Source organism: Paludibacter jiangxiensis (genome assembly GCF_001618385.1).
Classification (GTDB): domain Bacteria; phylum Bacteroidota; class Bacteroidia; order Bacteroidales; family Paludibacteraceae; genus Microbacter; species Microbacter jiangxiensis.
Genome location: NZ_BDCR01000004.1, coordinates 348491 through 371720, shown reverse-complemented (window position 1 = coordinate 371720; position 23230 = coordinate 348491). Strand labels below are relative to the sequence as shown.

The 23230-nt window shown below is 42.4% G+C and carries 19 protein-coding genes; 5 read left to right on the top strand and 14 right to left on the bottom strand.

Annotation, left to right across the window (positions count from 1 at the left end):
• Nucleotides 1-50: 50 nt before the first annotated feature.
• Both PJIAN_RS11680 and PJIAN_RS11675 read right to left on the bottom strand, forming a co-directional pair.
• Entirely contained in the window at nucleotides 51-1070 is a 1020-nt protein-coding gene (locus PJIAN_RS11680; RefSeq protein ID WP_068705248.1) for an efflux RND transporter periplasmic adaptor subunit, read from the bottom strand.
• A 100-nt stretch (nucleotides 1071-1170) separates the two neighbouring features.
• Nucleotides 1171-1776, bottom strand: coding sequence for a TetR/AcrR family transcriptional regulator (locus tag PJIAN_RS11675; RefSeq protein WP_068705246.1), 606 nt, complete (start codon nucleotides 1774-1776; stop codon nucleotides 1171-1173).
• 209 nt (nucleotides 1777-1985) lie between these two features.
• Between PJIAN_RS11675 and PJIAN_RS15085 the strand changes: the two genes are divergently transcribed.
• From PJIAN_RS15085 to PJIAN_RS11655, 4 genes are all read left to right on the top strand, one after another.
• Nucleotides 1986-2225 carry a TPM domain-containing protein gene (locus tag PJIAN_RS15085; protein WP_068705244.1) on the top strand — a complete coding sequence of 80 codons (240 nt, stop codon included), beginning with the start codon at nucleotides 1986-1988 and terminating at the stop codon, nucleotides 2223-2225.
• 210 nt (nucleotides 2226-2435) lie between these two features.
• Complete coding sequence (locus PJIAN_RS11665; RefSeq protein WP_068705242.1) at nucleotides 2436-2627, top strand: hypothetical protein; 192 nt, start codon at nucleotides 2436-2438, stop codon at nucleotides 2625-2627.
• A gap of 4 nt (nucleotides 2628-2631) precedes the next feature.
• On the top strand, nucleotides 2632-3390 hold the full coding sequence (locus tag PJIAN_RS11660) for a DUF72 domain-containing protein (protein ID WP_068705240.1): 759 nt from the start codon (nucleotides 2632-2634) through the stop codon (nucleotides 3388-3390).
• A 37-nt stretch (nucleotides 3391-3427) separates the two neighbouring features.
• Nucleotides 3428-4825: an alpha/beta hydrolase family protein gene (locus PJIAN_RS11655; RefSeq protein WP_068705238.1), complete on the top strand. Its 1398-nt coding sequence runs from the start codon at nucleotides 3428-3430 to the stop codon at nucleotides 4823-4825.
• Between the two features lie 3 nt (nucleotides 4826-4828).
• Here the strand turns inward: PJIAN_RS11655 and PJIAN_RS14855 are convergent, their stop codons facing one another.
• From PJIAN_RS14855 to gcvP, 12 genes are all read right to left on the bottom strand, one after another.
• Nucleotides 4829-4999, bottom strand: coding sequence for a FeoB-associated Cys-rich membrane protein (locus PJIAN_RS14855; protein WP_101750751.1), 171 nt, complete (start codon nucleotides 4997-4999; stop codon nucleotides 4829-4831).
• A 5-nt stretch (nucleotides 5000-5004) separates the two neighbouring features.
• The gene (locus PJIAN_RS11650) at nucleotides 5005-5646 is read right to left on the bottom strand and encodes a cation efflux transmembrane domain-containing protein (protein ID WP_068705236.1); all 642 of its coding nucleotides are present in this window, start codon (nucleotides 5644-5646) and stop codon (nucleotides 5005-5007) included.
• Nucleotides 5647-5656: 10 nt separating this feature from the next.
• A complete protein-coding gene (feoB, locus tag PJIAN_RS11645; RefSeq protein ID WP_068705234.1) occupies nucleotides 5657-8134 on the bottom strand; it encodes a ferrous iron transport protein B in 2478 nt (825 codons plus the stop codon).
• Between the two features lie 43 nt (nucleotides 8135-8177).
• A complete protein-coding gene (locus PJIAN_RS11640) occupies nucleotides 8178-9311 on the bottom strand; it encodes a carbohydrate porin (protein ID WP_068705232.1) in 1134 nt (377 codons plus the stop codon).
• A gap of 111 nt (nucleotides 9312-9422) precedes the next feature.
• Complete coding sequence (locus PJIAN_RS11635) at nucleotides 9423-10028, bottom strand: response regulator transcription factor (RefSeq protein WP_068705229.1); 606 nt, start codon at nucleotides 10026-10028, stop codon at nucleotides 9423-9425.
• A 10-nt stretch (nucleotides 10029-10038) separates the two neighbouring features.
• Nucleotides 10039-10764, bottom strand: coding sequence for a hemerythrin domain-containing protein (locus PJIAN_RS11630; RefSeq protein ID WP_068705227.1), 726 nt, complete (start codon nucleotides 10762-10764; stop codon nucleotides 10039-10041).
• A gap of 9 nt (nucleotides 10765-10773) precedes the next feature.
• The gene (gene ispF / locus PJIAN_RS11625) at nucleotides 10774-11253 is read right to left on the bottom strand and encodes a 2-C-methyl-D-erythritol 2,4-cyclodiphosphate synthase (protein ID WP_068705225.1); all 480 of its coding nucleotides are present in this window, start codon (nucleotides 11251-11253) and stop codon (nucleotides 10774-10776) included.
• 279 nt (nucleotides 11254-11532) lie between these two features.
• Nucleotides 11533-12657, bottom strand: a complete 1125-nt coding sequence (gene porV, locus PJIAN_RS11620; protein WP_068705222.1) for a type IX secretion system outer membrane channel protein PorV — start codon at nucleotides 12655-12657, stop codon at nucleotides 11533-11535.
• A 132-nt stretch (nucleotides 12658-12789) separates the two neighbouring features.
• Complete coding sequence (gene porU, locus PJIAN_RS11615; RefSeq protein WP_172795609.1) at nucleotides 12790-16149, bottom strand: type IX secretion system sortase PorU; 3360 nt, start codon at nucleotides 16147-16149, stop codon at nucleotides 12790-12792.
• A gap of 111 nt (nucleotides 16150-16260) precedes the next feature.
• On the bottom strand, nucleotides 16261-16875 hold the full coding sequence (locus PJIAN_RS11610; RefSeq protein WP_068705219.1) for a fumarylacetoacetate hydrolase family protein: 615 nt from the start codon (nucleotides 16873-16875) through the stop codon (nucleotides 16261-16263).
• Between the two features lie 163 nt (nucleotides 16876-17038).
• Entirely contained in the window at nucleotides 17039-17674 is a 636-nt protein-coding gene (locus PJIAN_RS11605; protein WP_068705217.1) for a redox-sensing transcriptional repressor Rex, read from the bottom strand.
• Between the two features lie 68 nt (nucleotides 17675-17742).
• A complete protein-coding gene (gene gcvP / locus PJIAN_RS11600) occupies nucleotides 17743-20589 on the bottom strand; it encodes an aminomethyl-transferring glycine dehydrogenase (RefSeq protein ID WP_068705216.1) in 2847 nt (948 codons plus the stop codon).
• Nucleotides 20590-21000: 411 nt separating this feature from the next.
• Between gcvP and PJIAN_RS11595 the strand changes: the two genes are divergently transcribed.
• Nucleotides 21001-23028, top strand: coding sequence for an OPT family oligopeptide transporter (locus PJIAN_RS11595; RefSeq protein ID WP_068705212.1), 2028 nt, complete (start codon nucleotides 21001-21003; stop codon nucleotides 23026-23028).
• The last annotated feature ends 202 nt before the right edge of the window (nucleotides 23029-23230 follow it).

Here is a 23230-nt window from a genome sequence, read left to right as displayed (position 1 = left end):
TTTCATAAAAAAACAGATTGTCTTGACTCTTGGTTCCTGGTTCTTGATTCTCAAAGAGTCACCTTACTGTTATCCGACAACTTATGCAAGCCTCCGGTCACCACCTTCTCGCCCAGATTAACTCCCGACAGGATCTCCACAAAGTCACCCTGATAGATACCCACGGTGACCAACCGTTTGGAAACCGTTTTGCCGGCAACATTGACAACATACACATAGTTGCGATTGTCGTTATCTTTATCTACCGCCTGCAAAGGGACTCCTACTATAGTGCGGTTCGCGGTCACATTCAGTTTTACGTCGCACACCATGCCCGGCTTTAGCTCCAGTTTTGTATTGTTGACGGTTATCTTCACTTCGTAAGTACGCGATATGGCATCAGCCACCACCCCCACATTGGTGACGGTTCCTTCAAACTCTTTATTATCGAGTGCCGACACGGTAAACGTTGCTTTCTGACCTTTTTTTATGAGATTGATCTCGTTTTCGGGAACAGCCACCTTTACATAAACCGTATTGATCTTCACCAGTTCTATCGGCGCATTCAAATTGCCAAGGCTGTTCATCCCCGGTTCGATATTACGCTTACCTATCACACCGCTTTCGGGAGCATAGAGATTACACTTCTTCAGATTATTTCTCGACAGAGCCACCGACGATTGAGCCTGTTGCAGGTTGCTCTCCATCTCTACCCACTTCACTTCGGGCAGGCTTCCTTTGTCGTGCACCTGTTTCAACCGATCGTACGCATCTTTTGCCTGTTGATATTTTGCCAGCGTCATTTCATACATGCTTTGTGCATCAGCCTTATCGACAACGGCCAACAACTGACCCGCTTTCACCGGATCACCCGCATTAACCAACACCTTCAGCACCGTTCCCTGAGCCTGAAACGTAAGTGGAATGGTTTGTGTCGGTTCAATAGTGCCACTATACTGCAAAGCTCCCGAAGTAGATACCTGCTGAACCTCAGCTATTACAATCTTCGGATCGGCAACGCTCTCTGTTTTTGCCTGTTTACATCCAGCCAATGTCAGGATGCACAACACGAAATAAGCTACTTTCTTCATCTTCTTCTGAAATTTAATTTGTTTTATCTATCTTTCTTTATATGAGAAATTTCAAAACGTTTTTCGTTTTTTGGTCGAATTCTGATTAAAAAAAATGGCATTATTTGCGTAATGCCTTAATCAGGAATTCAAGTAAAACATTTAACCGGGTATCCCAGTCAGGTATTTGGTCATCTATCGCCATATCCAACACCAGACTACGCATAGCACTTACCATTGAATATGCAAGAAGATGTGCCTGGCTGCGAAGTTCGTCGCAAAATTCACCCGATACAAATCCTGCAATAAAAATATCTTCCACCATTGCTACTGATTTTGCATTCAGTTCCTTCACCACATGATGTGTTCGCGACAAATCCTGAATAGCCATCTCTTCAGTAACAATCTTATAAAGGTTGACTTTACTTTTTGCTATCTGGAAAGAAAGTGAGAAAAAAGCCTTTAGCTTATCAGAAGCCGATTCTGCTTGATGTACAGCTTCCTTTGACAGATGATAAACTTCGTTCATTTCAGTACGAAGCACAGCATCGAAAATTTCCTCTTTACTCTTATAATAGTAGTAAAGCGTACTCTTCCCTTTGCCCATTGCACGAGCAATATCCTCCATTGTTGTTTTATGGAGTCCATACTGTTGAAATAATTTCTGAGCAGTTGAAATTATCTCTTTTCGGAGTTGTTCTTCTTTAGATAGCTGATCGTTTATCATTTTTCGACTAAAATCGTTTTCGAGTACAAAAATAGAGTAGTTTTATTGAATTCCAATAATTTTAAACGTTAAATTTTATCAACGCACCACTTTCAGGTCATATAAGTCCACTCTCTCCACTTCAAAAAATATCGTCTTCTTATAGTTTTTGCCTAAATATCTGTTAGATTTGTATTTATAATACCACTTTAACGAACTATATCCAACGCATGAAATACATACCAATTCTTTCATATTTGTTCATTTTTTGCTTGCCGGGCAAAAGCCAGCAGGTGATTGATAATGCCTCGCTGTTTTCCAATCAGGAAAAATCAATAATAGTCTCCCGATTGCAAGGCTTAAAAGAGAAGAGTTCCGTTTCGATGCTTATTTACACATTAAAAGATTTGAAAGGCAAAACAGCTGCTGAATACGGGCTTGATTTGGAGAACAAATTTCATACAACTTAGACGGCACTGACTATTATCTCAGCTATTCAAAATACATGGCCGCCCTGTTAGAGAGATTCACTAAATCGCATAAAGTCACGCTCTTTTTTCGCGGTGAAAACCTGCAATCACACCAACTTCAACTTATCGGAGCAGAATGATAAATAAATGATTACACACCTCCAAAATCCAATATATCTTTGTATTGAATTAATATTGGAGGATCCAATCATGAAACGCCCGGCATCTCTTGTTATCGGCATTTTATTGCTGTTTTTGGCTTTTGCCCAGCTCTTGCGATTCATTATTGCTGTACCTATCGTTGTTGCAAATTGCGTAAGCATTCCGGCCTGGATAAGCGCAGTGGCGGCTATCTTTCTTGCTTTACTGGGAGTGTGGCTGCTGAACGAACGGAAGCGATAGAGCAATGACTGCAATTTCCAACTGTGGAGAGCTATTTGTAGGCACATCCGGCTGGAGCTATCAGCACTGGTCCGGATGCTTTTATCCTTCAGAAGTACAACCAGCCCAATATCTCGAGTATTATATTACTCAATTCGATTGTGTTGAACTGAATGCCAGCTTTTATCATCTTCCGTTCAAAGCAACAGTAGCCGGATGGATGCGCCGTACACCGGAGTCATTCCGCTTTTGCACCAAAATGAGCCGTTTCATTACACATCAAAAACGTCTGGTGAATTGCGATCAAGCACTTGAAAACTATTTTCAGACCTTTGACTGTTTGAAGCCAAAATTAGGTCCTGTTTTGGTACAATTACCTCCTAATTTCCATTACGACAAGGAACTATCTATTCATTTTGCCGACTTACTTAGGAACAGACATCCGGATTATCATTTTGCGGTGGAAATCCGCGATGGATCGTGGCTTAACGATGATTTTTTTGACTTATTGAGCCGTTATTCCCTTGGCTTCGTCATCTCAGATGCCGGAGGTAAATTTCCATTCGCAGAAATTGTCACTTCTGACTTTGTCTACATACGCTTTCACGGCCGCGAGCAATTGTACGCATCTGATTATACCATGTCGGATTTGGTATTCTATGCTGAAAAGATTCGTTGCTGGTTAAACGAAGGCAAGGATGTATGGGCTTTTTTCAACAACGACTACGGAGGTTTTGCTCCGAAAAATGCACTAAAAATAAGAGAATTAGTATATTTGCAATAATTAAATCAGGTATCGGGAAACATTAAAACACAAACTCATGAAAACACGAATTCTTTCTCTGGTGCTCTTGCTATTTTCCATTAGTGCTTTTGCCCAACAAATTACCGGTGATTGGTACGGAGCATTAAAAGTTCAGGCCGCGATGCAATTGCGGATTGTTTTTCATATCTCTCAAAACGGCGATAAATACAGTGCTACGCTGGACAGCCCCGATCAGGGGGCTAAAGGAATACCTGTCAGCAGCACCTTATTTGCCAACTCGAAACTGGACATCTCCATGCCCAACCTGATGGCGGAATACAACGGAGAGTTACGGGGCGGCGATTCTATTATAGGCACTTTCAAGCAACGGGGAATGGCAATGCCATTGAATCTTACCCGCCGTGCTATCGAAAAACAAGCGATCAAACGTCCACAGGAACCAGTGCCACCTTTTCCATACTATTCCGAAGAGGTAACCTTTCCCAATCCATCTGCTGGCATTACCCTTGCAGGCACATTGACTTTGCCTAAAAAAGAGGGTAAATTTCCCGTTGTGGTTCTTATTACCGGCAGCGGATCGCAAAACCGGGATGAAGAAATATTCGGGCACAAACCGTTTCTGGTAATTGCCGATTATCTGACTCGAAATGGCATTGGAGTATTGCGCTATGACGACCGTGGCTTCGGCAAATCGACGGGAGATTTTCAAAAAGCAATTACCACCGATTTTGCCTCGGATGTAGAAAGTGCAGTCGCATATCTGAAGAGCCGGAAAGATATTGATCAAAAGAAGATTGGCCTGATAGGACACAGCGAAGGAGGAAACATTGCGCCGATAGTAGCCTCCAAATCCAAAGATATACGCTTTATTGTGATTCTGGCAGGAACTGGGTTGAGGGGAGACCAGTTGATAGTGCTGCAACAGGAATTGATCGGTCGTGCGAACGGAGCCCCCGAACAAGAACTTGCCGCGTGGAAAGAGGCTGGTGAAAAAGGAATGGACATCATGGACCACACCACCGATCCCAAAGCGTTGAAGCAAAAACTCGCTCAACTGCTTACCGAGACCTACCTGAAACTAAAGAAAGATACTTCTCAGGCAGACATAAAGGCTCAGATATCTATGCAGGTTGAACAGATGACCACCCCATGGATGAGATACTTTCTGAAGTATGATCCGCTACCAACATTATCAAAGGTAAAATACCCGGTACTGGTTCTGAATGGAGAAAAGGATTTACAAGTTCCTGCCAAGGAAAATATTCCGCTCATTGAGAAAGCGCTGAAACAAGGAGGCAACAAGCAGGTTGTAATCAAAGTATTTCCAAACCTGAACCACATGTTTCAGGAGTGTAAAACCGGTGCTCCCGCAGAGTATGGTTCAATTGAACAAACCATTGCACCTGTTGTTTTGGAAACCACCACCAACTGGATAAAGCAGATCGTCAAATAGCATTTACGAACATCCGCACGGCGGTTTATTGCCTTTGCTAACCGTATTTTTCAGATCGCATCCACTGCATCCGTCGCAGGGAGAGCTTTTACGTCCGAAACGTTTGACAATCGCCCTGACAGCGAAGCCGGCAGCGATGAGCAATATGATATAAACAATAATTTCCTGTAACATAATTATCAATCTTTACAAGAGCAACCACACCCGCAAAGTTGGTTGCTCTTTGCTTTTTCAAAACATTCCCGTCCTTCTGTAAACGAAAATACTGCCAATCCCAAGGCACCTACACCGTCAATAAAAGGCCATTGAGTGAGGGCATAAATACCACTGCTTGCCAGTAGAACCAGCGACATATAAACGCAGGTTCTGGAACAGGCGGCGTCTGCCAGAATAGCTTCAGAATGGAGTCGTTTGCCCACGTAGGTTTTACCCCAAATCAACGCCCACATAAAGGCAATTGAAATAAGAGAAATTACAATTCCCCAGAACGTTGTTTCCGGCTTATGACCTTCAACAAAAGTAACAATGGCACTCAATATCAGACCAGCAGTAAACAGATAAAATGAAATCCCGGTGATGCGCAATGCTGTCCTTTCAAAGTTATCGCGGTTGCTACCGGGGTTCTGCCGTATGCGAATCACCATATGGGCAATTCCCAGCCCTGAAATGACTTCTATTAAACTGTCGATACCAAAACCAAATAGTGAAAGACTTTCGTCCTCGGCACCGAAATAAAGGGCAAATACAGCTTCCAGTACATTATAGACAATGGTAAACAATGCCAGACCGAAAGCGTATTGATATAGTTTTTTTTCGTTCATAATTTCAGAATTAAACAAAGAGACTTCCTATTTGGTAAGTTAAGCAGGCAATAAGCCAGGCAAGCGCCGTTGTGTAGACAATAGTAAATGCAGCCCACTTCCAACCAGCCTCTTTTTTTATGGCCGCAACAGCAGCCACACAAGGGAAATATATCAAAATGAAGAGCATGAATCCGAAAGCCACCAGAGGTGTAAACACCTTTTGTCCGATTTCCGGGCCCGATGTATGACGCTGTTCTATCAATTTATCTTTCAGCGTTCCCGATTCGTCATCAGCCTGATAAAGCACTCCCATGGAACTTACAACCACTTCTTTGGCTGCCAGTCCGGTCAGAAGGCTCACTCCCATTTTCCAGTCGTATCCCAAAGGAGAAATTACCGGTTCGATGGCATGACCCAATTGCCCGATATATGATTTCTCCTGCTTTTCGGATTGCTGTTGCAGGGCAACTTCCTTCAGACTTGCATCCTTCTGAGCCTTGGTTAATCCCGCGTTTGCCTCAATCGTCTGACGTTTGGCATCATAATTGGTGCTATACTTCACATCGCGGGGAAAATAGCCCAAAGCCCAAATAATGATGGAGGCCAGCAAAATCACATTCGACATTTTTTTCAGGTATTGACGCGCCTTGAACCACATGTGAATCGATGTATTTTTCATTGTCGGAGTTCGGTAAGGCGGCAATTCCATTACGAAAGGTACTTCCTGTTTATTGAACAGAAAACGCTTCAGTACCAATGCCATCAATATCGCTAACACAATACCGATAATGTAAATGGCAAACAACATCAACGCTTTGTTACCCGGAAAGAATGCCGAAATCAACAGCAAATAAACCGGAAGCCGGGCACTGCACGACATAAACGGAATAATAAGCATGGTGAGGATTCTATCCTTTTTATTATCGAGCGTACGGGTTGCCATAATAGCAGGTACATTGCACCCAAAACCCATCAACAAAGGAATAAACGACTTGCCGTGAAGTCCGATTTTGTGCATCAGCTTGTCCATAATAAACGAGGCACGCGCCATATAACCGGTATCTTCCATCATTGAAATAAAGAAAAACAGAATCAGAATGTTCGGCAGAAAAACAATTACACTGCCCACCCCGCCGATAATTCCGTTCACCACCAAATCGCGTAACGGACCTTCTGCCATGGCATTTTGCACAGTATCGCTCAACCACGACACTCCCGTTTCGATCCACTCCATAGGATAGCCGCCTAGAGTGAACGTGGCCTGAAACATCAGCCACATAAAGAAAAAGAAGATCGGAAAACCCCAGAATTTGTGCGTCAACAGGTCGTCGAGTTCTCGTTTGCTTTTACGTCTGTCTTTTTTCGGCTCTTTGTAGGTTTCCTTCAACGCCCCGTCGATAAAGCCATATTTTGCATCGGTGATAATCGTTTCTGACGATTCGCCGTACTCTTTCTCAAGCAATTGTATGGCACTTTGTGCTTTGCTTTTTATCTGATCGAAATTTGTGCAGGACTCCAGTTGCGAAAGCATCGTTCTATCGGTCTCCAGCAACTTAATAGCCACGTAACGTGATGAAAGTTTATCCGTTACTTCTGGCGATTTCCACACTTCGTCCTGTATTTGTCGGATCGCGTTTTCAATTTCAATACCGTAGTTAATGTGAATGTGACGTACATCCGGTTCGCGGTCTTCGTACACCTCAATTACCTTATCGAAAAGTTCATCCACCCCTGTTCCTTTTGAAGCCACTGTAGGAACAATGGGAATACCGATCATTTTACCCAACTCCCTGTAATCAAACGCCACGCCTTTCTTTTCAAGTTCGTCGTACATATTGAGGGCAATCACTACCTTCACGTTCATATCAATGAGCTGTGTGGTCAGGAAGAGGTTACGCTCCAGGTTGGATGCATCTACCACATTGACAACAATATCGGGCATCTGTTCCGTAATGTGACGACGGACGTAAAGTTCCTCGGGGGAATATTCTGTAATGGAATAGGTTCCGGGAAGATCCACAATACGAAAGGTATAAGGATCGCGTTTCATCGTTGCTTCTTTGGCATCTACCGTCACTCCGCTGTAGTTCCCTACCCGCTCGTGCGACCCCGAAGCGTGATTAAACAACGTCGTTTTCCCACAATTCGGATTTCCGACTAAAGCCACGTTGATCGTGGTACTTTTTTCTCTTGCAGAACGAATAATCTCCTCGCTGTCTAACGTCCCCGAAAAATTAGCACCGATCGGTTCGTTTTCATCTTCAGCGGCCACTATTTCCACCAGGCGTGCTTCGCTTCTCCGCAACGACACTTTGTAGCCCATAATCTCGTATTCCACCGGATCCTGCAAAGGAGCATTTTTTATAACAGTTACCTGCTTTCCCTTCACGAATCCCATTTCGGTTATACGTTTTCTGAACGCTCCGTGACCAAGCACTTTTGTAATAATGCCTTGTTCACCCGTTTTCAGATCGGCTAAAAAAGTGGTTTTAATTGTTGTTGTCATTATATTGAGTTCTTTTTATCGATAAATAAGGGCAGTCGGATTGTCAGAATTCAATTCCAACTCTCACCATACCCACCAGGGCATTGGGCAATTTTGCATCTGTACCGGCTGGATTCACAACATATTGAATATCTGGTTTCAAATAAAGATTCTTCGTCAGTTGAGCTTTATAAAGAGCTTCAATTGAAAGTTCTCCTCCTACGCCATTGTTATTGTGTATCCCTGCATATGCAAAAGCAATGCCACACATGTCGTTTTCTCTGCAAGCAAAGGGTGCTTGCCAGTTAATGCCGAGACTGCAATAATAGTTGTTGCAGTTTTTGCTGGGGCTCCATCCTAATTGGGAAAAGAGTCCGACTCCTCCTTTTTCCGTTTTAACAATTTGTTGATCGGCAATTGCATACAAACCGTAGTTATGAAAAGTGGTTTGCGCGCTATCGCATTTGCGGTGAGTATAAACTCCGAATTTGTATTTCCCTTCGAGATTACGCAACAAACTAGCCGAAAGTTGCCATTCGGAAATTGCCAGATAACCGTCGTTTTTACTCAGCTTCCAGTGGACATTGTAAGGATTAGATTCGTATTCGTCGGGAGTACCGTCAAAAAGCGCCACTTCCCACGATAAGGCTGGAGAAATATTCCACTGCAAAGATACGCCTAATGCCGTGAGCGGAAAAATGGGAGAAGGAATATTGGATGCGATACTCGACTGAATGCCGAAAGAACTATTATTAAACGAAGCCCCATAGGAAGTAGACGCAAAATCCACATTCAGATCCTGTAAGCCTGCGGTTACCGTTATTTTATCAATTTGCTGCTTGTACCACAATTCGTACATGAACGTAAGGTTACCGGCTTCAATATTGGTCACACCCTGGAAATCGCCCACCAAATTAGCTGATGGTTCTCCTCCGTGAGTATTTCCTGCATTCACAAAGAATGAACCTCCTTTCCAGAGACGTGCTTTTTCGGTGTCAAACCCGATTTTCAAGTTAGCTAGTCCCAAATATGTCGAGCCGGTTTTAATACCACCACGCATATTAACCACCCAGTCGCCAATGTACGATGCGTTGAAAGATAAAGGAGAAGTTGTTTGAGCCGACAGATAAGTAGTTAATCCGGCTGTCAGGAAGAGCAAAAAAGCAGTAGAGAAACGGTTCATTTTAGAGGTTGTCATCTTTTGTTGTTTTTACACTGCAAAAGTACAACCATCCAAAAGGTAGTACCATCCCCACAAATGATGATTATGATGACACTAAACTACCCTTTTCTAATGATAGGTATATCTTTATTCAATATCCTCGTAGGTAATGAGGTTATTCAGCAGGGCATACACAGTGAGGCCGGAAACCGATTTAATGCCTGTTTTACGAACAATATTTTTCCGGTGAGTGATAACGGTATGTATTGATATAAAGTGCTTTTCAGCAATTTCTTTATTGGTCATACCTTTCACAACACATCCCAGAATTTCATTTTCACGTTCGCTCAGTTCTTCGTTTTCCGCTTTGTCCGACGAATTTGCCGTCACTTTGATTCCATTCAGTTTGTTGACAATCTGAGTCTGGTCGTCGTTTACGGTCAATACAGCATCAAACTGAGCCATAATCCATTCGTCTACAAACGTGTAAACCAATGCCACCAAAGCCATTTCTGAAGGGATATTCATAAAGCTTCGAATCGACGTCCGGTGTTGAAAGCTCATTATTGACGGATTAAAAACTATGATATCAGGCCGGTTACTCACAATCAGTTCCTGAATGCGGCTTACGTTGGATGACGTTGCGACCAACTGATAACCAATTGCATCGTCCAGTAACGAAGCAAAGCCCTTGCTCACCATCAACGAAGGTTCAATAAGCAAAATCCGTTTTTTAGCTCTGTCTACCTGCATAGCATTGAATTTAGCTTAATGAAATTTTTTGTTCAATAAGGATCACGGATGGCACCAACAGTCTTTCTTCGATGAGTGTATGCCGGTTCAGATCATCTTCGAAGTTAAACAACTGTATAAGGAGCTCATCCCTGAGGTTGTCCGTATTGTCGTAAGGAATATATTTGATGATAATATTCTTGAGGTCGGTCAATTTTATTTCAATATTGGCATGACGATCCTTATACTGGCGAATGGAAAATTTACTCTTTTTAGGAGCGTTAAGCAACTGCATAATATACGGGAACACCGTTTGGTCTTCATGCGCCAGATGACTTTCCACCTCTTTCCGGTATTCATTGAAAAAACGGTTCAAGGCTTTTCCGTGAGTTTCGTTGCAAGCCGCTACCAGCCTGTCGAGCAAGTGCTGAATGCTTGGAAATGCCACATTGAGGTAGTACTGGTGCGATTGTTGCAAATAGTGAACTACCTGTTCTACGGGACACTTAGCTATTTGCTCTTCGGCCGGTATCATGTCGGTATCGAGCAATACGTTGCAAATCAAAAGCAGCAGGTTTACATCAACATTATGGCGTTTGCAGACCTCGTCCACCGTTTTCTCTCCAAATCCAAGCGAGATGCCCAAACGACTGAGTACCGACAGATTGCGATAGTTGACATGAATCAGATCGGCCATTTTCATCTGAGGCGAAAATGCCGGATAATTCTTCATTGAATATGTTGTAAGGTTTGCCATTTTTGTAAATTAAGCTTTGCAAATCAGAGCTACAGCGTAAGCCGACATACCTTCTTCTTTGCCCACAAAACCAAGCTTCTCGGTAGTTGTGGCTTTAATAGAAATGTCGTCCGAAGGAATCTCCAGACATTTTGCCAGCACCTCTTTCATTTCCGGTATCCGGTCTTTGAGTTTCGGGCGCTGAGCACAAACCGTAGCATCTATATTGCTGATTTCAAATCCTTTTTCTTTAATAATTGTGCCAGTTTTGGCCAATAATATTTTGCTGTCTATATTTTTGAATTCTCCTGCATTATCGGGAAAATGATAACCAATGTCACGAGAGTCTGCGGCCCCCAGCAAGGCATCGCAAATGGCATGAATCAGTACATCGGCATCCGAATGTCCCAGTAGGCCTTTTTCATGTTCTAAACGAATTCCTCCCAACCATAATTCACGTCCTTCTACTAGCTGATGAACGTCATATCCCATTCCGACTCTTATTTTCATACGATCATAATTTTATTGAGCAACAAAAGTACTACATAATGAATCCCACTTTGATACTTGTTGGTTATTTTAACCCAAATTAATCAATAGAAAAATTTCTATTGATTAATCGACGATTTTTGCAGATTACCTGCAAAAATATCGGGGTTAACCCTGACAAAATATTATTTTTCGTCAGCCCTTCGGGCAAATTCCGCTATTGCGAAATTTGGGTTTAACAAAAATTCCCCGCATTCCATTCGGGAAGTGCGGGGAATAATTTTATTCTTATTGTTGAATCTATTTCACAAGATTCGTCAGCCCGTCCAGATCAAAGCCCAAACTAAACCGCAACGTCTGATCAAGAGGATTTGTTTGAGAAGTCGCAATTACATAAGCTGCATCAAGCCTGAATACGTTTAATTTAAAGCCTGCACCAAACGTGAAATATTTACGGTTACCGCTTAATTGCGATTCATAAAAATAGCCACAACGAACGGCAAATTGCTTGTCGTATTCATATTCCAAACCCAACGACAACTGAATACGTTTCAAGAAATCTTTATCTCCGAAAGACTTAAAGATTCCCGAAAGCATTGAGATATCCGAATATTTTTGATGACCTTCCACTGTTGTAGCTGTATCGGCAGGAATCAACAACTTGTTGATATCCATGTTGATTGAAATGGTGTTATATTCATCTATCGGATGCAGATAAGAAGCACCTAAACGAAAATTAGTAGGAAGGAATTGCTTTGTATTCCCTTTGTCATAGGATACTTTCGATCCGATATTGGAAATATTGGCACCTGCCGAAAACCTACCGTCTGTGTTTCCTGATCCGGTAACAGTCTGAGTATAATATGCAGAAACATCAGCAGAGAAAGCATTTGCCGGCCACATATCACTAATCATGCCACCACCAAGATCGGAGTGAATGTAACGCAAAGTCACACCACCTGAGAAGTTGTCCGATAACTTACGGGTATACGCAACATCAAGAGCAAATTCTGAAGGCTTGGTATTTCCCTGTGATACGCCGTTAACATCGGTTAAATCAACCTGCCCCAACGAGAAATAACGCAAAGATCCACTAATTGACTGATTTTCGTCCAGCTTGTAGTAACCGGCCAAATAAGCCAGATTAATATCGCTCACCAACTTACGCAACCATGGAGTATACGAAAGAGAGATACCCGCTGCATCTTCTACAAACGCGTATTTTGCCGGATTCCAGTATTGCGAGTTTACATCGGGAGAAGTTGCGGCCCCTACATCACCCATACCTCCACCCCGAGCATCAGGAGCTATTGATAAAGATGGAACTCCGGTAATAAGCGGATTCAATGTTTTATCTACCTGAGCAAATGTACTTAATCCTCCTAAAAGAAATAACAGAATAACAACTGTTGTTTTTTTTGTCATAATGTGAGAAATATGTGGCTATATATTTTATACTGTATTACAGTCAGTTATTTAGAAATCAAATATATGCCACGATTATTTTATAGTTAATCATGTGACAAATATCAAGTTAATAACGAATTGATATTTGTTTTATTGTTTAGTTACAATTACTTTTTGCGTTTTTGACGCTATTTTCCCATTCTGCGTCGAAATATCTATTCTGCAAAGATAAACACCAGGTTTAAGCGCGGCTCCACGACTGTCTGTAACATTCCACGGAATAGTGGTTTTTGTAGATTCGGTTGAAGTACTTGTTGAAAGCATATTCAACAACCGACCGCTTAAATCAAACACTGAAATTATGACACTCAGCACTACATCCGGGCGGTTATGCTCGAGTACAAAATTTGTGTGCCCATTTACAACAGGATTGGGGTAATTGTATAAAGAAATAAAATCAGGAGCCAATCCCTTTACTACTTCATACTCTAATGTTTTTGAAGTCGAATTATTTAATACATCCCAAACTTTAAATGTCAGCGAATGTTTCCCTTCAGATTGTGTTGGCAATGAATATTGAACGCTACCACTTTTATAATCACCAACTGTCGGTTCAAAATAGTCATTTACAACATAATATTGAGCCGGATCCTGATCAATTAACACCGTCATATCATGCCCAATACCGTTTCCGACGGTATTTATTCCGGTATCATCCCGGACTTTTGCAAGAAACAACGGCGTTTCATTTACTTTATCTCCTGAAACAAATGCTGTTGTATTCAGGTAAATACTTACATCCGGCCCGTTATTTTCCCATTGCAACGAATTATTAGAGCCTCCGATTGCAAAGTTAACAAAATCTCCCTGACCTTCACGCCCTTTTTCGTCAGAAGCATACATATTTATTCGTCCTGCACCAAATTTATAGTCGATATCCTTGGGTATAATGCTTTCTATGGCGAAATAACCGTTTTTCGCTTCTGTATTTCCGGCAAACAACATCGTTGGACGATCCTGATAAACAAACGATGTCGAGCCCGCATCATTGGCCAAGGTAGTCATATTTTCCAGCTTATCGTAAATTCTGATCATCACTGACCCGTTAAAATCAGAGCATACGTTTGCACTGCCCGGATTATTAATGTGTCCTTTCAGTTTCAAGGGGCTCAAAGCATTGACTGTGATCGACTGGTCGGCTGCAATTCCATTGACAGAATCGATAACCACAGTGTAATTTGGAGCAGGAAAACTCAATCTTAATGCAGGATCGCCTACAAGTATAAAATTAAGCTTATTGCTGTTGCCAGGAAGTGCATTTTTAGTAAGGCGCATCACATCTCCCAACTTCAGGGCATACCCGCTAGCATCTTTATAGAATACGTTCTTCGCAAATTGTTTATTCAATGCAAAATTATCACTCGAAAAAACCAAACGAGTAGTGGTAAACAGCGCTATACCGCCGCCTGCCGGGTTTAACAAGACACTTTCGCCAGCTGACACATCGGTATAATCGCAACGCGTAAAATCGCATGTTGCCGTTACCCACAATGCCTGATTTTGATTATACATGGCCGTAACATCTTCCTTTGTTATAATCTGCTCGTTTGCAAGATACAAATGATTACCGTGACCGGTATAGTTAAGCATTAACAATCCTGATTTTATGAGGTTCAATAGCTTCGTTTTAGCTGCCGGATAGCTTTCGCCTGTTGATGAAACTACCTGCGGATAGGCATCCATGTATAATTTGTTCACCTGGAGATACGGATTGGCATTGGCTGTCCACTTCGCAATTGTGTCTGCCTGGCTCATATGTAAATTGGCATCACCATCATCGGCGATAAAACAAACCTTATTTTTCCAATAACCGGTATTGGCATTATCCATGTATGCGATCGTCTTGTCAACTACTGCTTTTGCCTGATCAACGGTAGTAACCGGGAACCTTCCTACCCCAATATCCAGTTGGTCTGAAGCAAGACTGACCCCGTCGGTATCGTCCAAAAAGCCGAAATAATCATCCGATTGATATGAATCTATCTGATTCAATGAGCTGTACGATTCAAACACCAGCAACTGACGCAGGTCTGACGATGTGGATAATAATCCCTTATTATCGTAACACCCACGACCGAACAACAACAAGTATTTAGGAGCCTGGCCCAAACCGGCTTTCGCCCTGTTGTAGAACATTTTCATTAACCTGCGGTATGCTGTTGCATCCGGAGTTCCTGATGAAAATTCATTATAAATTTGATCGGGAGTAACCACCACTACGCTCAAATTATCTTTTTCCCTGTGCTTTTGAGCCAATCTATCGGCCTGACTTACAAAGGCTGATGGCGCAATAATCACCATATCGGTTTGTTCCAATGCGTGCAGGTTTTGATTTGGCACATTTGTTTGCACTATTTCAGGAGTACCGAACGCCGATGCCTGAGTGGGATCAATCGCCAGATACTCCTGCAAGTTTTGTGCTGACGAAATAAAGGTCAATACCGAACTGTTTCGGGCGGCAGGAATTTCCGTTATATTCTGCTGGTCTGTTACATTCCATATTTTGACGTTACTTCCGGCTGAAGACAACGTGTATTGCAAAACTGCATTCTGGTTGAGAAAGTCCGGATTACGAAACGATAACGTGGCACCAGTCATCGAAAGTTTGCGGTATTGATTTACTTCAATGTAATTAAGATAGCCAGTAACTGACGATGTCGTTTGGTTAAGCTGAAGAGTGAAAGAGGGAGAATCCGACGTCGGAGTATAAGCATAAGAGCCAGTTCCCGAAATAGCATAATCATATGTTCCCGCAGGTGAAAATAAAATTGACCCCAAAGAACCATTATACGCCACGGACATTGAACTGGAAGATGATGAAGTGGCTGCTGCATTTACCCGAATTTTACCCTGACGGCTTATATCTGTATTTGGAAATGAGAATCCAAAGGAATTACTGGTATTTCCGGTAAATTTTTCCCCATAGAATTCCCGACCGGAAGTGGCCAGATTGACTAAATCTTTTTCGTGAACGTCACGGTCGAGAAAATAGTCGATGGTAGTGGTCGGTGTCAGGCTTTCTGCTGCTGTGGTGGTGATTTGCTTTGCTGCTGTGGCCGTCTGCGTTACGAAGTAATATCCGTAATTTGAATATGGGTTCACAGTATGCACAAACTGCATTTTAGTTGCATCATACTGCCAGCTGACCGGCCCCTGTGCATAAAACAGTATGTAATCGCCGCCAATATATATCGGAGTTTCAGGCAAGTCATCCAAATATGCGCTTGTAAAAGATTCGGGCAACATAGCGCCTCCATAGCCATGAACATGCACATTCTGAGGACTGGTGATCCCCATTTGTTTCAACTGATCAAAAGTTATTTTACAAACACCTGTTGATGAAACTCTTATTTTAGTCCATTGTCCCGTGGACAGTACAGAGTTGGGTGCAAAAATTTGCACACCGGCAGCAGATACTTTTTTGTATCTTTCTTCATTTTGAGCCCTCACAATCAAGGAAATGCAAATCAAAAATACTACACAAAGCCATGTACCCTGTACTTTCATTATTTACACAAATAAATGTAAATTAAATATAAGTTTCAAAAGTACGCAAAAAGATTATTTAATCAAAAAATCGAACATTAATTCGTTTTCGATATAACCCTGCAATCGGTCTCCAACCTTAACAGGACCAACACCAACCGGCGTGCCTGTAAAAATGAGGTCTCCCATTTTCAACAGAAAAAAACGACTCAGATAGGATATAATCTTATCGACAGAAAAAATCATATTTGCCGTATTACCCTGCTGCACTGTTTTTCCGTTAATATCCAACCTGAAATTTATATTCTGCACGCTTTCAAACTGACTTACCGGAATAAAATGACTAACCGGTGCCGAGTTATCAAATGACTTACAAATCTCCCACGGACCACCTGATTCCCGTTGTTTCTTTTGAAGATCACGCGCCGTAAAATCTATACCAAGTCCGATTTCACTGTAATACCGGTGAGCAAACTGTTCGTCAATGCCTTTCCCCAATTTATTAATCCGAATCACGAGTTCTACTTCGTATTCTATCTGATTGGAAAAGTCCGGATAATAAAAAGGTTTGTTATCCTTCAGCAAGGCAGTCTCCGCTTTCAGGAAAAACGTAGGTTCCTCAGGCAGTTCATTAAATGACAGCTCCTTATTATGATCTTTATAATTCCAGCCTATTGCAAATATTTTCATGTGTTTATCATTGTTTTTTTATGACACATGGAACTCCATGACAAAACATAACCAATCCCTTGTGTGCCAAAATCAGCAGGTTTTGTAATGTTCCTTTCATTTAACTTAATTGATGCAGCAAAGCCGTCGCATATAGCAACGGCTTTCTCTGATTATAGTATTATTATGGATTCATTCTCAATCTATTAAACATCACAGCAAGGTGAGCATATATAGATGTATTCTGAACTACGATATTATTGGGCACCCGGATTCGAATAGGGGTAAAATTCCAAATTGCCTTGAAATCTGCCTGAATCATCATATCCGCAACCTCCTGCGCCTGATTGATCGGCACGGTCAAAATACCAATGTCTACGCCGGTTTGTTGCCTAAGCTCATTCATCCGGTCAATATAATGAATCGGAATATGGTTGATATTTGTACCGGCCAGCTCAAACTTCACATCGAAAGCCGCAATAATTTCGAGGCCGAACTGCCTCAATCCATTATCCTGTAAAAGAGCACCACCTAACCGACCCACACCGAACAGGAATGCTTTATGAGTCTCGGTAAATCCCAGAAACGTCTCAATGACTTCGATCAACGTAAACGTGCTATACCCGACACGGGTTTTGCCGGTAACGTTTATGTATGACAAATCCTTTGCCACCATTGAAGCTTCAACGCCAATGTCTTTCGCTATTTGGGTAGATGAAACAGTGGTTTCCCCCCGTTCCAAAGCGAGCTTTGCATATGATAAATACCACGGCAAACGTCGCAATGCAGGTTCGGGCAAATGTAGTTGCGTTGAGTCCATTTCAAAAAGATCAATGTTTATAAACAAATATCGTTATTCCTGACTGTGCTGTTCTATTGCAGAACAGATCAGCACTGGCAGGAACATGTCAGATTTCTGTCGCCGAATGCGTTATCTATACGGCCAACCTGCAACCAGAATTTATTGTCTTTTACCCATTCAAGCGGATATGCTGCTTTGGTTCTGGAATAAGGATGCGACCATTCATCAGCTGCAATTTCAAACTCACAGTGTGGTGCATTCAACAATACGTTATCGGTCTTATCTGCCGTTCCGCTTTCTATTTCCTTGATTTCATTATAGATGGCCAACATTGCTTCCACAAAGCGATCCAGTTCTGCCCATGATTCGCTTTCGGTCGGTTCCACCATCAACGTGCCATGTACGGGGAATGAGAGAGTCGGAGCATGAAATCCGAAATCCATCAGACGTTTGGCAATGTCGGTCTCTGTAATTCCCGCTGATCCTTTGAAATGACGGCATTCCAGAATCATTTCGTGCCCTACTCTGCCTGTTGCTCCGGTGTAAACAATACCATAAGTATCTTTTAGTTTTTCTGCCAAATAGTTTGCATTCAAAATTGCAACTTCCGTAGCTTGCGTTAAGCCTTCGGCTCCAAGCATTCGAATATAGCCATAAGAAATAGGAAGAACGCTTGCGCTGCCGTATGGCGATGCTGCCACGGCTGTATATTGTGCATTTTCATCGATAGCCGGATGCTGAGGAAGGTATTTTGCCAAATGTTCGGCAACACAAATAGGACCTACTCCGGGGCCACCTCCACCATGAGGAATAGCAAAGGTTTTATGAAGATTAAGGTGACACACATCAGCACCCACAAATGCCGGAGAAGTCAATCCTACCTGAGCATTCATATTGGCGCCGTCCATGTAAACCTGACCTCCATTAGAATGGATAATATCGCATATTTCGTGGATAGCTACCTCGAACACACCGTGAGTCGACGGATAGGTAATCATCAGTGCGGCCAAAACATCTTTATTTTGTTCCGCTTTTGCTTTAAGATCTGCCACATCCACATTTCCGTTTTCGTCACAGGCAGTAACCACCACTTTAAAACCAGCCTGAGCTGCACTTGCCGGGTTGGTACCATGAGCAGAAGCAGGTATCAGCACCACATTACGTTGAGTTTCACCTTTATCAATGAAATAGTTACGGATAGTTATCAAACCTGTATATTCACCTGCTGCTCCGGAATTTGGTTGCAGAGTAACTGCAGGTAATCCTGTAATTTCTGCCAGATAAGATTTCAACCCTTCAAACAAAAGATGATAACCTTCGGCTTGTTCCGTTGGAGCAAATGGGTGCATCGCTCCCCAGTGCGGACTGCTGAGAGGAAGCATTTCGGAAGCTGCATTGAGTTTCATCGTACACGATCCAAGTGAGATCATGGAATGAGCCAGAGAAATATCCCGGCGTTCGAGCTTTTTGATATATCGCATCAGGTCTGTTTCGGAACGATAGTTACTAAATACAGACTGCTGAAGATATGCTGAAACTCGTTGTAAGTTTGTCGGAATGACATCATTGTTTACAGTTGGTAATGCTTGTTCATGCTGCTTACCAACCACTTCTGCGAACAATGCAATGATGCTTTTAAGCTTCGTTTCTGTAGTCGTTTCATCAAGACTGATACCAATCTCACCCGAAACGAAATATCTGAAATTTATTTTTCGTTGTTGCGCTTTTTCTTTTATAGTCTCAACAGAAACACCTTTAGACAATTCTATTTTCAACGTATCGAAATAAGTGCTGTTCAAATTGTTGAAGCCAAACATGCCGAGCTGAGCAGAAAGCTGCATAGCGTATGTATGGATGCGTTCTGCAATATTCTTCAACCCGTCCGGGCCATGATAAACGGCATAGAACGATGCCATTGTAGCCAGCAAAGCCTGAGCCGTACAAATATTTGATGTGGCGCGTTCTCTCTTAATATGCTGTTCTCGTGTCTGCAAAGCAAGACGATACGCCGGTTTTCCATGAACATCTTTCGATATACCGATTATACGGCCGGGGATATCACGTTTAAATTCATCCCGGGTTGCCATATAAGCTGCCGAAGGACCACCGTATCCCATCGGAATACCAAAACGCTGAGTAGTACCGAAAGCAACATCAGCACCCCATTCTCCCGGAGGTGTCAGCAACGTCAAAGCCATCAAATCGGCAGCAACAGCTACTTTACATCCGTTTTCGTGCGCTTTTTCCACAAATTGAGTATAGTCTCTTACCTCTCCGTTTGAGTCCGGATATTGAAGGATGGTGCCAAAAACAGGAACAGAAAAATCAAATGTGGCAAAATCTGTCACCAGCAATTGAATACCCTGAGGAACCGAACGCGTTTTAAGTACAGAAAGAGTTTGCGGCCAAACATTCTTATCAACCAGCAAAGTATTCACGCCGGCTTGTTGCTGAGCACGGGTGCGGGTATTATGAAACAATGTCATTGCTTCGGCAGCGGCAGTAGCTTCATCCAGAAGAGACGCATTTGCCAAAGGAAGAGCCGTTAATTCGGTAATTACTGTTTGAAAATTGAGCAGCGCTTCAAGCCTTCCTTGCGAAATTTCAGCCTGATAAGGCGTATATGAAGTGTACCATACCGGATTCTCAAACACGTTTCTCCAGATCACAGCCGGAGTTACAGTGTCGTAATAGCCCATACCGATATAATTGGCAAACAATTGATTCTTCAATGATAAATCATGAATGTGATCGGCATATTCATGTTCTGACATGGGAGCCGGCAGTTGTAGTTTTTTGGGCAGCCGGATATCTGCAGGTATAGTTTGACCGATTAGTTCATCCAAAGAGTTAACACCAATGGTTTTTAGCATTTTCGACATGTCATTGGGGCATATCCCGCTGTGACGATCAACAAATTGTTCGGATTGCATTGTAGGTAATAAGATTAAAAGAACGACAATCAATAAAAGCACGGATATTCAATGGGTTACATCAGCCCATTATAATCCTAATCAAAGTTCAAAGTTACGGCTCTTTTAGGAAAAGTGAAAGAAAAAAACATACAACTTATTGACATCTACCAGAGTGATAGCAGTCAGGTGTCTATCGTTTCAAATTATCAATCAAACACAATTATTTTTTTGATTTTGTAACGAAACAATACTCTTTCAGAGTTTCCTGACAAAATGCTCCGTTTAAGAACCAATAAATAATTATCCGTCAGCAAACAGTATTGGTTAATAGAAAAAAAGCAAGTACCTTTGCCTGCAATGTTAAAAAATGGACATCTTTTATAAAAAAACAAGAGTTGTTTACTGTTTACTAATTCTAAAAATGTTGATATGGCAAATGAAAACAAACCGTTCGGATCTGGTGGGTCTTTGAAAGAGTTCACCCTCCGCGCGTTGTTAATCGGTTTGGTACTCGCAGTTGTTTTAGGTGCTGCCAATGCTTACCTTGGCCTCGGCGCCGGTATGACGATTGCCGCCACTTATCCTGCTGCTGTGCTTGGAATGGCGGTGTTGCGAATGATGAAAAAGAGTACGATTCTGGAAGAGAACTTCACCCGTACCGTGGGAAGTATCGGAGAGTCGGTGGCTGCAGGAGCCATTTTCACACTTCCTGCATTTTACATCACGGGAATCTGGAAGGATAATTTCTCATCGTGGGAAACGTATCTGACTGCCTCTTTGATTCTGATTGCCGGTGGTATTCTCGGAATTCTGTTTGTGGCATTGATGCGCCGCGTAATGGTTGAAGACAAAGAGTTGCCATTTCCCGAAAGTCAGGCAGCTGCTGAAATTCACAAAGCCGGGCAAAAAGGAGCCTCCGGTTCCAAATTTCTTTTTTATTCAATGATTGTCGGCGGACTCATTAAACTATTTGGCGAATTCAAAGTGTTTGCGGTATCCTGGAGCCAGTTTATTTATACCGGCGCTAAAACCATTACCGGCACTAGCATTAAGACTCAGGGAGGCTTCCTTGCCGGAGCACCTAAAATCAGCGCCGCTTATTTTGGTGTCGGATATATCATCGGTCCGCGTTTGGCGTCTCTTAATTTCAGCGGTTCTATTTTGGCGTGGGGATTATTCATTCCAATCATTATGCTGATTGTTGGCCCTAGCGTCATCAATGATCCTGTTTACAGCCTGATGGCAGCTGATGGCACGCCCAATTTTGCCGGATGGGAACATCTTTCAACCGACATTTGGAAATACATCGTGCGCATGATTGCTATCGGAGGAATGTTGGTTGCTGCATTTTTCACGCTTTACAACATGCGGAGCAGTCTTTTTGTCGGTCTGAAACGTGCAGTTGGCGATATTCAAAAAGCAAAACAGGAAAGCAGCGAAGCTGTGGATCGCACCGAAAAAGACCTGAAATTTACATGGGTCATGATGGGTATCGCATTTGCCGCTGCACTGACTTTTTTCGTAACATACTTCATCTTCAATGCTTCTATAGTAATTGCTATCGCTGCTGCTTCGCTGATGGTTCTGCTGGCCTTCTTCCTTTCCGCGGTTTCAGGCTATTTGGTTGGAATTATCGGAAGTAGTTCCAATCCTATCAGTGGCTTAACAGTTACCGTAATCGTTGTTACCGGACTCATATTCCTTGCTCTGGGAATCACACACGACACGCAAGGTGTAGCCGCAGTATTGGGCGTCGCAGCTATTGTTGCGGTGGCTGTAGCTGTGGCCGGCGAAATGTTTCAGGATTTGAAAGCCGGACATATTCTGAAAGGAACTCCCTGGAAAATGCAGATTGGCGATATTATCGGTGTCGTAATTTCGGGACTGGTAATGTTTGGCGTTTTGATTCTGTTAAACCAGGGTGATATTGCAAAAGGAAATGCCGAACACTACGTTGGTGGTTTCGGAAGTAAAAACCTGACTGCACCACAAGCGGGACTTTTCGCTGTATTGTCGAACGGTATTATTGCAGGTAAAATGGTATGGGCTTTGATTATTACCGGTATGCTGATGGGCGTGGCATTGATTCTGATGAAAGTAAAAAGTCCGATGTTGATCTTTGTAGGAATGTACCTGCCATTAGAAACTGTTGCTGCAATATTCCTTGGCGGCTTATTCAAGGGCATACTGGATCATTACGTAGCAAAAAAACAACTGAACGAACATCAAAAAGGTGTTGTGGAAAATACCGGCGTTTTAATGGCGTCAGGTCTGATTGCCGGAGAAGCCCTCATGGGATTGGTTATTGCTATTTTTGCAATTGGCGATATTTTCTTAGGCAATGTTTTCAGCCTGTTCAGCAATCCTCCCTATCTTTTAGGCCTTATTGCTTTATGTTTAGTGGGATATTTCTTAATCAGAGTTCCCCTTAAAACCGCAGACAAAGCCAAAGAATAGATTATCTGAAGCATGTTCAAAAAGCGCTTTGATACAACAGGCTGTATCAAAGCGCTTTTTTTGTATCAAGACGCCATAAATTCAATGGATAAGCTATTTTCGCTAAAATGAATCGGCATAAATTAGAGTAAGGTTTTACCCTGCAAAATCACAAAACATGCTAAATTCATACTATTTAATTGGTACTTAACGTTAGATGTAA